This window comes from Kitasatospora sp. NPDC056800 (assembly GCF_042789775.1).
Classification (GTDB): domain Bacteria; phylum Actinomycetota; class Actinomycetes; order Streptomycetales; family Streptomycetaceae; genus Kitasatospora.
Genome location: NZ_JBHUAL010000010.1, coordinates 73708 through 85010, shown reverse-complemented (window position 1 = coordinate 85010; position 11303 = coordinate 73708). Strand labels below are relative to the sequence as shown.

Sequence of the window (11303 nt, the reverse complement as noted above, 5' to 3'; positions counted from 1 at the left end):
CCGCCGTGCCGGGCGGGGGAGGACGGGTCAGCGGGCCTTGGCGGCCTTGCCCTCCTTGGCGGCCTGGGCGGCGGCCTCCTTCTCGTGCTTCTCCTTGATCCGGGCGGTCTCCTTGCGGACGTCCACCTGGTTGGCGCGCTCGTGCTGGAGCCAGAGCGGGTTCTCGGCCTTGACCGCCTCGATCTGCTCGGTGGTGAGCGCCTCGGTCACGCCGCCGCGGGCCAGGCCGGAGATGGAGATGCCGAGCTTGGCGGCGACCACCGGGCGCGGGTGCGGGCCGTTCTTGCGCAGGTCCTGGAGCCACTGCGGCGGCTCGGCCTGCAGCGCGCTGAGCTCCTCGCGGGAGACCACGCCCTCCTGGAAGCCGGTCGGCGCCGCGTCGAGGTAGATCCCCAGCTTCTTGGCCGCGGTGGCCGGCTTCATGGTCTGGCTGGTCTTCTGCTTGAGCGATGTCATGGTGACAAGGGTAAGGGAGTGCGCGGGCGCTCCCGGTCACGGTCGGTAGCCTTGCCTTGTGACAGACATGCAGGTGAACCCGTCCTTCCGGCTCGTGTACGTCCCGGGCGTGACCCCCGGCAAATGGGTCCGGGTCTGGAGCGAGCGGCTCCCGGACGTGCCGCTGGACCTCCTCGCGGTCCCGTTCGGCGACGGCGAGCGCACGCTGCGCGAGGGCGGCGCGGACGCCGGGCTGGTCCGGCTGCCGGTCGACAAGGACGTGCTGAGCGCGATCCCGCTCTACAGCGAGACCACCGTCGTGGTCTTCCCCAAGGACCACTGGCTCGCCGCCGCCGAGGAGGTCGCGCTGGACGACCTGGCCGAGGAGGTGGTCTTCCACCCGCTCGACGACACCCTCGGCTTCACCGCCGACACCCTGCCCGGGCGGCCCGCCATCGCGCGTCCGGACAGCACGGAGGACGCGATCGAGCTGGTCGCCGCGAACGTCGGCGTGCTCCTGGTGCCGCAGTCGCTGGCCCGGCTGCACCACCGCCGGGACCTCACCTACCGGCCGGTGGTGGAGGCGCCGCAGTCCCAGGTGGCGCTGGCCTGGCCGCAGGAGCGGACGACGGACCTGGTGGAGGAGTTCATCGGGATCGTCCGCGGCCGTACGGTCAACAGCTCGCGCGGGCGCGGGGCCGGGCAGGCGGCGCCCGAGGCGCAGCCGAAGAAGGCGGCGGCCGGCCGGGGCAAGCCGCAGCCGCAGAAGTCCGGCGGGCAGAAGGGCGGCGCGCAGAAGGCGGGTGGCCAGAAGGCGGGCGGGCAGAAGTCCGGCGGACAGCGCGCGGGGGCGCCGAAGGCCGGGGGTGCCAAGGCCGGCGGGCGGGGCGCGGCGGCCCGGCGCGGCAGGCCCAAGCGGTGACCGTGGCGTAGCGTCTGCCCCGTTCGCTTGTGGTCGAGCGGGAGGAGCGGGGCAGTGTGGCACGACCTGATGGCCGTCCAGATTCCGATCGTGGAGAAGGTCCTCCGTACGGTCGCCGTCTACGTGCTGATCCTGGTGCTGTTCCGGCTGGCCGGGAAACGCGGGCTGGCGGGGCTGAACACCTTCGACATGGTGGTCGTCTTCCTGCTCTCCAACGTGGTGCAGAACGCCATCATCGGCAACGACAACAGCCTGCTCGGCGGCGCGATCGGGGCGGTCACGCTGGTCGCGGTGAACGCCGGCGTCACCCGCTGGCTCGCCCGCGACCCGAAGGCCGCCCGGCTCCTGGAGGGCAGGCCCACCACCGTGGTGAAGGACGGCAAGCTGGTCGAGGGCGCGCTGCACAGCCTGGCGCTGCGCCCGTCCGAGCTGGAGCACGCCATCCGGATCCAGAACGGCGACAAGGTCGGCGACGTCGCCCGCGCCCGGCTGGAGCCGGACGGGCAGCTGCTGGTGGCCCTCAAGCACGGCGAGCAGAGCGCCACCCGCGCCGACGTCGAGGACCTGCGGCGCCGGCTGGCGGAGATCGAGCGGCTGCTCACCGCGATCGCCGCCGACCGGCGCCCGCCGGGCTGACGCGGGCTCGCGCTCGGGCACGGGTCCAGGCTCAGAGCCGGGCCCGGGCGCGGGTTCAGGCCCGGCTGCCGGCCCAGACCAGGCGCCCGGTCGACGCCGTGATGCGGTAGTCGGCCTCCGCACCGGGCCGGGCGTAGGCCTCGACCCGGCGGCACACCACGAAGGCCGGGTCCCGCTCCGACTCCAGGACCAGGTAGTAGTGCCCCGCGCCGGAGAGCTCGCCCGGGCCGCCGTCGGAGAACTCCCGGATGCTCTTGCGCTCCTCGGGGGTGGCGGAACGGATCGTCAGCGTGGGGTAGTGGGTGTGGAGCTTCATCGCCCGCACCGTCTCGAAGACGATGTCGAGGGTCTCCGGCTCCTGCCCGCCCGCCTGGCTGCGCAGCACCAGTTCCTTGTGGCCGATGCCGTAGTGCCAGAGCTGGAAGGAGCGGGGGCTGTGGAAGGGGGTCTTCGCACTCCTGGTCATCCGGGCATGATCACCGGTCGGCCGGCGCCGGGGCAAGGGTTTCGGCGCGCCGGCGGCGGGCGGCGGTGAGGGCCACGGCGGCGGCCAGGGCGAAGCCGAGGGCGGCGGAGAGCAGGTGGCCGACGGCGGTGAAGGGCGGGAGGGGGCCGGGCCATTCGCCGTCGCCGGAGAGCGGCCAGGCGAGGACGAAGGCGGCCCAGGGCAGCCGGGCCCAGCGGGGCAGGGCGAGGACGGCGAGGGCGAGGACGGTCTGGGCGCCGTAGCTGATGCCGTAGTCCGAGGCCTGGCGCACGCTCTCCGGGTACCAGCCGTGCCGCAGGGCGAACACGATCACCGCGGCGGTGAGCAGGGTGGCGCCGATGTGCCCGCCGAGGAGGACGGCGGCGGCGCGCGGGCTGCCGAAGCGGCGCTCGGTCCAGGCGAGGCAGCAGCCGATGCCGAGGCCGAGGGTGATCAGGGTGCCGCCGAAGCCGGTGGAGAGGATCTCGGTGAGGGTGCCGTCGAACAGCAGCGCGCTGCCGAAAAGGGCGGTGACCGGGTGGTCGTGGAGGTTGTCGAGGTTGGTGCTGATGTGGTCGCGGAGCGCGTCCGCCCGGTCCTCGGCGAGCAGGTTCCCGACGCAGACGTTCCCGAGCAGGAGCAGGAGGACGTAGCCGAAGGTCAGCGGCGAGCGGCGCGGGTACGTCCGGACGGCGCGGAGCAGCCCGGTCAGGAGCCCCGATGGGGTGGGTGCGTTCATGGTCTGGTGGTGTCCCGGTCGAGCGGTGTGGTCCGCGGCCGGCGCCCGTGCGGCCGGCCCTGCCGGGACAGTACCGAAGCCTGGTGGGGATCCGGTCAGCGGACCCGGCGGGTCAGCGTCGCGGTGAAGGGCCGGGGCACGAGGGAGGAGCCGCGGACGGGGCGGACGGGCCGGCCGGGGGTGGGGGCGATGGTCCAGCGGGCGGCGATGGTGGCGATGGCGAGGACGGCCTCGGTGGTGCCGAAGGCGTCGCCGATGCAGCGGCGGGCGCCGAGGCCGAAGGGCGCGTAGGTGCCGGGGGCGGGGCGGGCGGTGGTGAGCCAGCGGTCGGGGTCGAAGCGGTCGGGGCGGGGGAACAGGTCGGGCCGGCGGTGCAGCAGGTACGGGCTGTACAGCAGGGTGGCGCCGGCCGGGACGCGGTGGCCGCCGAGCTCGGTGTCGGTGGTGGCGGTGCGGCTGAGGATCCACGGCGGCGGGTAGATCCGCAGGGTCTCGCTGACGATCCGGGCGGTGAGCGGCAGGGAGGGCAGGTCCTCGTGGCGGGCGGGCCGGCCGTCCAGGACGGTGTCGAGCTCGGCGTGCAGGCGGGTCCGGACGGCCGGGTTGGCGGCGAGCAGTGTCCAGGCCCAGGAGAGGGTGGCGGCGGTGGTCTCCATGCCGGCCAGCAGGAAGGTGACCACCTGCTCGTGGACCTCGGTGTCGGACAGGCCCCGGCCGTCCTCGTCCGTGGCGGCGAGGAGCGTGGAGAGCAGGTCGTGCCGGTCGGTGCCGGTGGCGCGGTGCTCGGCGATCAGCCGCCGGGTGATCTCCCGCAGGTCCTGCTGGGCGCGGCGGAAGCGGCGGTTGCCGGGGGTGGGGAGGCGGTCGGCGCCGGGCAGCGGCAGCATCAGCCGCCGGCCGACGCCGCGGGTCACCACGTCCATGCTCCGGTGCACCGGCAGCGAGCCGGCCCGCTCGTGCGCGGCGAACAGGCAGCGGGCGGTGACGGCGGTGGAGAGGCGGTACATCGCGGCGGGGACGTCGATCACGTCGCCGTCGTGCCAGCGGGCGGTGGCGCCGGCGATCTCCTCGATCATCAGCGCGGCGTAGCCGGGCAGCCGGTCGCGGTGGAACGCGGGCTGGAGCATGCGCCGTTGGCGCCGGTGGGCGGCGGCGGGGCAGGTGGCGAGGCCGTTGCCGAAGACCTCCCGGGCCTTGTCGAGGAGGGGCCCGCCCTTGTCGAAGGTCTGGTCGTCGGTGAGCATCCGGCGGACCAGCTCGGGGTGGCAGACCACGTACGCGCGGAGCGGGCCGAGCCGCAGCCGGACGAGGTCGCCGTGGGCGGGCAGGCCGGCGACGAACTCGTGGGGGTGGTGGAGGAGGGCGGGGGCGTGGCCGAGCAGCGGGAGGCCGCCGGGGGCGGTGGCCGCGGTGAACCGGGTGGTCGGGAAGAACGGGGTCGGCACGGGCGTCACCTTGGTTGGGGCGGGAGGACCGGGACGAATCGCGAACGTGATCTTTCCCGGCGGTGTGCGGCGAAACGATCGTGGACCGGCGGACGGGGTGAACGCGGGGGCGCGGGGCGAACGATCGTGCGCCCTCGCTGCCTTGACGGCTCGTCCGCCTGTGAGCGGGCACCCCGGGCCGTCGGGCGTCGCCGGGTGGGCCTACACTCGGAGCCCAGTGAGATTACCGGTCAGTAGAACCGGGCAGGTACGAGCAGCCGGTGCGATGGTCGGACGGCGGAACGTCCGGCGGGGAGTGGGGGGTTCGGATGACCGACGAGCGGGTCCACGCGTTCGCCGACGACGCCCTGGGCGCCCACGATGCGGTGGCGCTCGCCGCGCTGGTCCGGGCCGGTACGGTCAACCCCCGGGAGCTGGTCGGCGCGGCCGTCGACCGGGCCGCCCGGGTGGACGGCGCGCTGCTGCCCGTCGCCCACGCTTCGTACGACAGGCCGCGGATCAGCCGGGAGGGCATCGGCGGTCCGCTCTGGGGCGTGCCGACCTACCTCAAGGACAACGTGGACCTGCGCGGCCTGCCGACCGGGATGGGCAGCGAGGCCTTCCCCGCCCGCCCGGCCCGCCGCAACGCGCGCTTCACCGACCAGTTCCTCGCCACCGGCCTGGCCGTCCTCGGCAAGACCCGGCTGCCCGAGTTCGGCCTCAACGCCTCCACCGAGTTCGCCACCGCCCAGCCGGTGCGCAACCCGTGGAAGCCCTCGCACTCGGCCGGCGCCTCCTCGGGCGGCGCGGCCGCCCTGGTGGCCTCCGGCGTGGTGCCGATCGCCCACGCCAACGACGGCGGCGGCTCGATCCGCATCCCGGCGGCCTGCTGCGGGCTGGTCGGCCTCAAGCCCACCCGGGGCCGGCTGGTCACCAACGCCCAGAGCGGCAAACTGCCGATCGACCTGGTCACCGACGGCGTGCTGACCCGCTCGGTGCGCGACACCGCCGCCTTCCTCGCCGCCGCCGAGCGGCACCGGAGCAACCCCGCGCTGCCCCCGCTCGGCCTGGTCGAAGGGCCCGGCGAGCGGCGGCTGCGGATCGGCCTGGTGGTGGACTCGCCGACCGCCAGGACCGACGGGCCGACCCGGCGGGTGGTCGAGGAGACCGCCGCCCGGCTGGAGGCGATGGGCCACCTGGTCGAGCCCGCCGCACTGCCCTTCGGCGAGGAGTTCTCCCGCGACTTCGTCAGCTACTGGGGCTACATCGCCTGGGCCGTCGCGGCCACCGGCCGGCTGCTGATCGACCCGGGCTTCCGGGCCGGGAGGCTGGACGGCCTGACCACCGGGCTGCGCCGCCGGTTCCAGGCCGAGTTCCCGCGGACCCCCGGCGTGCTGCGGCGGCTGCGCCGGGCCGAGGGCGTGTACGCGCGGATCTTCCGCACCCACGACGTGATCCTCTCCCCGGTGCTCGCCCACACCACCCCGCCGATCGGGCACCTGAGCCCGAACGTGGACTTCGACGAGCTGATGGACCGGCTGACGCGCTACGTGGCCTTCACCCCGGTCAACAACGTGGCCGGCGGCCCGGGCATCGCCCTGCCGGCGGGCTCCGCGCCCGGCGGGCTGCCGGTCGGGGTGCACCTGTCGGCGGCGCACGGGCAGGAGCGGCTGCTGCTGGAGCTGGCCTTCGCGCTGGAGGCGGACCGGCCCTGGCGGCGGATCCAGGACTGAGCGGGCCGGTCCGGGCCCGGTCGGCCGTTCGGCGACGGCGTTCAGGGCCGTCGCGCTCAGGGCAGCGGCGCTCTGGACCCCGGTGCTCCGGGTAGCGGTGCTCAGGGCAGCGGCGCCGCCACCGCCCGGGCCGCGCGCACCTCGTGGTGCAGCCGGGCGAGCGCGCAGTCCGGCGACAGCGCGTCCGGCCGCGCCTCCGGCAGCCGCTCGCCGGTGCGCAGCGCCTCGGCCAGGTCGGCCAGCTCCCGGGTGACGGCGGCGACCTCGGCGGTGGTCGGCACCGGCGCGCCGTGCTCGATCCGCACCCGGGTGGCGGTGGTGGTGTCCACGATCCGCTCGACCGCGATCACCACCGGCCACCACGCCCGCGCCCGGGCCCCGACCGGCGGCGGCTCGGTGAGGGCCCGCTGGAACTCGCTGCGCACGGCGGACAGGTCCCGGTAGAGCCGCCGCCGGTAGCGGGCGCGGGCGGCCGGTTCGTCCGGTCCGGGGCCGGTGGCGAAGGCCAGCGACACGTACGAGGCGGTGTCCTGGACGGCGTCGGCGAGGCGGTCGCCGATCCGGGTGTGCCAGGACTCCGGCCACAGCAGGTAGCCGGCCAGCAGGGAGATCCCGCAGCCGATCAGCGAGTCGTAGAGCCGGGGCAGCACCAGGTGGAAGCCCTGGTGGTTGAGCAGGTCGGAGAGCAGCAGGATGACCGGGGTGATGGCCGCGGTCTGGAAGGCGTACCCCTTGGCGGAGAGCACCGGGATCAGCGTCGCCAGCACCGCCATCACGGGGACGTCCCACCAGCCGTGCGGCACCTCGGCCAGGACCGGGATGGCGATCAGCAGCCCGGCCGCGGTGCCGAACGCGCGCAGCACCGCGCGGGAGAACACCGAGCCGAAGTCGGGCTTCATCACGAAGGTCACGGTCAGCGCCACCCAGTACGAGCGGGGCACCGCGATCACCGAGACCAGCACCTGCGCCAGCCCGATGCACAGCGCCAGCCGCAGCCCGTACCGCCAGGACGCGCCGGACAGCAGCAGCGCCCTGGCCGCCCGCCGGGCCCGCACCGCGAGGCGGGCCGGCCGGCCGAGCCGGTCGTCGGCGGCGTACGGGTCGGGCGAGGCCTCGTACGCCACGGTGGCGGCGTGCTCGATCGCCTCGACCAGGGCGCGGGTGGACGGCCCGGCGGGGCTCGGCAGGGCGAGGGGCGGCGCCGGGCCGGCGCGGTCCCGCTCGACGGCGTCGGCGAGCGCGCGGACGGCGGCCGGGTAGTCGGCCGGCAGCGGGCCGAACTCGGGCGGGCGCAGCTGGGCCGCGGGGGCCGCCTCGACCACCGGGATCAGCGCGTTGAGCTGGGCGAGCAGCCGCGCCAGGGTGGGTGAGCGGCCGTGCCGGCGGGCGCGCCGGGCGAGCAGCAGGTCGTAGGACTGGTTGAGCGACTGGGTGAGCGCGTGGCGGCGGCCGTCGTACTCCGGTGTGCCGGCGGCCTCCAGCAGGTCGGCGGCCGCCCGGTAGGTGCCGGCCACCACCGCCCGCTCGGGGACGCCCAGCCGCAGCGGCCAGGCGAGCAGGGTCAGGGTGAGCACCACCAGGCCGCCGAGCAGCAGCAGGGCGGGCGGCAGCCACCACGGGGAGGGCAGCGGCAGGCCGGCCCCGACCACCGCGTTGAGCAGCAGGAGCAGTCCGGAGACGGAGGCGACCGCGCCGATCGAGGAGATCATGCCGGAGACCAGCGCGACGACGGTCACCGTCACGACGGCCGTCCAGCCGGTGCCGAACACCAGGGTGCCGAACAGCATCCCGAGGGCGCCGAAGAGCTGGGGCACGGCGATGTTGAACACCCGCATCCGGTAGGCGTCGGCGGTGTCCCCGATGACTCCGGACAGCGCGCCCATCGACACCAGCGCGCCGTAGCCGGGCCGTCCGGTGGCGGTGCCCACCGCGAGCGGGGCGGCGAGCGCGACGGAGGCGCGGGCCGCCGCCGCCCAGGGGACCGGTGCGGACCGGGGGCGCAGGCCCTCGGTCAGCCACGGGGGAGCCGTCAACGCGCGTGCCATGTGCCCAACGTACGGCGGACCCGGACGGTTCACCGTTCGCGCTTATGTCAATTCCGGAAACATACCCGCGCTTATGTCAGCCTCCGAAACATAAAGCGAACCCCGAGAGGCGCCGTGAGCTGCGTTGATTTCCCAATCGGTAACCCGCGGGAAAGGGTTGACACCATTAGTTGGTCTAGTCCAACGTATGGGGAGCGCGGTTCGGCAATGGCTGATGCAGGGTGAGCGGCCTTGCCGGACGGACGAGTTGACCCCCTGACGTGGCGCTGTTCCGCGCCCGCGGGCCGAGGGGAGAAGGGCCGTGTGCGGACGGCCTTCCGGTCCGCGCTCGAATTCCCGTTGCGGCCGGTGACCGGCCGCCGACTCGCCGTGCCCGCACCTGGCGTACGAGGAAGCGCTGCGTCGACTACGAACCATGGAGTGACTGCCCATGCCGAGCCCTGCCCCACACTCCGACGGACCCGCGGGGGAATACCTGTACCGGGCCGCGTCGGAGCGCCCCTACTTCAGCGCCGACACCGAGAGCTACCTCGCCCCGACCGCACTGCGCGAGGTCCGCAAGACGCACCCGCTGCGCGTGCTCTCCGAGGAGGACCACGCCTTCTGGCAGGACTACGGCTACGTGGTGGTGAAGCAGGCGATCCCGGCCGAGGCCGCGCGCCGACTGCTCGACTTCGCCTGGGAGTTCCAGGGCCTGTCGCCGGACCGCCCCGAGGACTGGTACCGCGAGCGCGACTACCGCGACGAACTCGACCGGCACCTGCACATCTACGGCTTCGTCGAGGCCTACCACCACCAGCTCATCTGGGACAGCCGCCAGGCGCAGCGCGTCTACGACGCCTTCGTCGACGTGTGGGACTGCGAGGAGCTCTGGGTCACCCTCGACCGGCTCAACCTCAACCCGCCGAACGTCCGCAACCGCGACCGCGCGCTGATCGAGCCCACCGACCGCGGCTTCGACATCGAGCTGCACTGGGACGTCGACACCACCCGGGGCGTGCTGCCGCAGCGCGTCCAGGGCATCATCGCGCTCAACGACACCGCCCCCGACCACGGCGGCTTCCAGTGCGACCCGGAGCTGTTCCGCCGCTTCAACCAGTGGCAGGCCGCCCAGCCGGCCGACCGCGACCCGATCCGCCCGGACGTCGACCGCGCCGAGTACCCGGTCGTCCGGCCCGAGTTGAAGGCCGGTGACCTGCTGATCTGGAACGGCCTGCTCGCCCACGGCGTGGCGCCCAACACCTCCGCGGGCGGGGTGCGCGCGGTGCAGTACCTGTCGATGATGCCCGCGCTGGAGGAGTCCGAGAAGCTGCGCCGCTCCCGGGTGGAGTCCTGGCGCACGCTCGGCACGCCGGACTGGAACCGCACGCTGGTCGGCGACGCCGACCGGCCCGAGGCGCAGCGCTACGGGACCGCCGAACTCACCGAGCTGGGGGAGAAGCTGCTCGGCCTGCGCTCCTGGAGCGGCAAGCCGTTCGACGAACGCGGGGACACGGGGGAGCGGGAATGCGCGACGTCTGCCTGACCCTGCCCACCAACCGCGCGTGCGCGGACACCATCACCGCGATCGGCGCCGAAGCCGCCCACGCCGTACGGCGGTTCGGCGTCCGGGTGCACCTGCTGGTGCTGGACTCCGCCGACCCCGCGACCCGCGCCCGGCACGCCGCGGCCCTCGCCGCCCTGCCGGCCGTCGAGGGCGTGGTCGTCCACCACCTGGACGAGGACGCCCAACGCGCCTTCCTGTGCGAGGCGGTCGAGCGCTCCGGCGCGGCCGACCCGGACCGGCTGCTGCGCCTGATGCTGCCCGACGCCCTCTCCTACGGCGCCTGCACCAACCGGGCGTTCCTGCTGGCCGCCGCGCTCGGCTGCGCGTCGGTGCACCGCCGCGACTCCGACAGCAGCTACCAACTGCTCGACGGCGAACCGGTGTTCCCGATCGAACACGAGCTGGCCACGCTCGGCCTGAAGGCCGCCGACGCGGCCGCCGCCGTCACCGAGAACCGCCTCGACCCGGCGCACGCGGACAAGCCCGTCGCGCTGGTCGGCGCCTCCTTCGTCGGCGAACTCTCCGTCGACATCGGCGAGATCCGCGAACTCGACCCCGAGGCCTACCACGACGTGGTCGCGCTCTGGGCGCCCACCGGGGCGAGCGAGCAGGAGAAGCGCGAACTCGTCGCCGACTCCTTCACCGGCGGCGGCAGCGAGCCGTTCACCGCCGACCGCGCGGTGCTCGACCTGCCCGACATCTGGCACATCGACATGTGCAACATCGGCCTCCACCACGAGGTGTACGAACGGGTGCCGCTGCCGCCCGCCACCGACACCATCGGCAGCGACTACTTCCTGCACCACCTGGTGCGTGACGCGACCCTGCCGGGCGTCACCCACAACCGCCACATCGTCAACTACTACACCCCGGAACGCCGCACCGGCCCGGGCTTCACCGCCTACCAGCTGCGCTACGCCAAGTTCCTGCTCTCCATGCTCTACCTCTACCCGGTCTACTCCGACATGGAGACCGCCGGCGGCGCCCTGCTGGACGAGCAGCACCGCGTCCGCCCCGAGGCGATCGCCGACTCCGCCCGTCGCAGCGCCGCGACGGACCGCGCGGAGAACCACCGCAGGCTCGCCGAACTCGACCGCTGCTACCGGCGGCTCGGCGGGAAGTACGCCGACTTCGCGGACCGGCTGGCGCCCCTGCGGGCGCGCCTGCTCGACGAGGCGCAGGCGGACATCGAGGACTTCGCAGCGCTGATCGACGCGTGGGGCCCGCTGGTGCGGGCGGCCAAGGCCACCCCCGCCGACCGGTCGCCGCGCTAGCCGGACGGGGAGCTCACCGTGATACGCCAGACCACCAGCAAGACCAGTACGGCCGCCGGCCACGCCAACGCCCGCGTAGCCGG

General features: G+C 74.5%; 10 protein-coding genes. 5 read left to right on the top strand and 5 right to left on the bottom strand.

Annotation, left to right across the window (positions count from 1 at the left end; all coding sequences use genetic code 11):
• Positions 1–27: 27 nt before the first annotated feature.
• Positions 28–456: a DUF5997 family protein gene (locus ACFRQN_RS04375; RefSeq protein WP_380738112.1), complete on the bottom strand. Its 429-nt coding sequence runs from the start codon at positions 454–456 to the stop codon at positions 28–30.
• Between the two features lie 67 nt (positions 457–523).
• Here ACFRQN_RS04375 and ACFRQN_RS04370 point away from each other — a divergent pair, with 67 nt between their 5' ends.
• Together ACFRQN_RS04370 and ACFRQN_RS04365 are read left to right on the top strand one after the other, a co-directional pair.
• Positions 524–1357 carry a LysR family substrate-binding domain-containing protein gene (locus ACFRQN_RS04370; protein WP_181970875.1) on the top strand — a complete coding sequence of 278 codons (834 nt, stop codon included), beginning with the start codon at positions 524–526 and terminating at the stop codon, positions 1355–1357.
• 54 nt (positions 1358–1411) lie between these two features.
• On the top strand, positions 1412–1993 hold the full coding sequence (locus ACFRQN_RS04365; RefSeq protein ID WP_049657336.1) for a DUF421 domain-containing protein: 582 nt from the start codon (positions 1412–1414) through the stop codon (positions 1991–1993).
• Between the two features lie 55 nt (positions 1994–2048).
• On the opposite strand, the gene ACFRQN_RS04360 is transcribed toward ACFRQN_RS04365, so the two are convergent.
• The 3 genes from ACFRQN_RS04360 to ACFRQN_RS04350 all read right to left on the bottom strand — a co-directional run bounded on the left by ACFRQN_RS04360 (position 2049) and on the right by ACFRQN_RS04350 (position 4643).
• Complete coding sequence (locus ACFRQN_RS04360) at positions 2049–2459, bottom strand: hypothetical protein (RefSeq protein ID WP_380738110.1); 411 nt, start codon at positions 2457–2459, stop codon at positions 2049–2051.
• A gap of 10 nt (positions 2460–2469) precedes the next feature.
• Positions 2470–3198 carry a rhomboid-like protein gene (locus tag ACFRQN_RS04355; protein WP_380738108.1) on the bottom strand — a complete coding sequence of 243 codons (729 nt, stop codon included), beginning with the start codon at positions 3196–3198 and terminating at the stop codon, positions 2470–2472.
• A gap of 95 nt (positions 3199–3293) precedes the next feature.
• On the bottom strand, positions 3294–4643 hold the full coding sequence (locus tag ACFRQN_RS04350) for a cytochrome P450 (RefSeq protein ID WP_380738106.1): 1350 nt from the start codon (positions 4641–4643) through the stop codon (positions 3294–3296).
• Positions 4644–4951: 308 nt separating this feature from the next.
• Between ACFRQN_RS04350 and ACFRQN_RS04345 the strand changes: the two genes are divergently transcribed.
• Complete coding sequence (locus tag ACFRQN_RS04345; protein ID WP_049657344.1) at positions 4952–6355, top strand: amidase; 1404 nt, start codon at positions 4952–4954, stop codon at positions 6353–6355.
• 101 nt (positions 6356–6456) lie between these two features.
• Here ACFRQN_RS04345 and ACFRQN_RS04340 read toward each other — a convergent pair whose 3' ends face one another.
• Positions 6457–8400 (bottom strand): FUSC family protein, encoded by a 1944-nt coding sequence (locus ACFRQN_RS04340; RefSeq protein ID WP_074004571.1) that lies wholly within the window; start codon positions 8398–8400, stop codon positions 6457–6459.
• Between the two features lie 430 nt (positions 8401–8830).
• Between ACFRQN_RS04340 and ACFRQN_RS04335 the strand changes: the two genes are divergently transcribed.
• The gene (locus tag ACFRQN_RS04335) at positions 8831–9925 is read left to right on the top strand and encodes a phytanoyl-CoA dioxygenase family protein (RefSeq protein ID WP_375875298.1); all 1095 of its coding nucleotides are present in this window, start codon (positions 8831–8833) and stop codon (positions 9923–9925) included.
• On the top strand, positions 9907–11220 hold the full coding sequence (locus tag ACFRQN_RS04330) for a DUF6271 family protein (RefSeq protein ID WP_380738104.1): 1314 nt from the start codon (positions 9907–9909) through the stop codon (positions 11218–11220). The genes ACFRQN_RS04335 and ACFRQN_RS04330 overlap by 19 nt, the downstream gene beginning before the upstream one ends.
• The last annotated feature ends 83 nt before the right edge of the window (positions 11221–11303 follow it).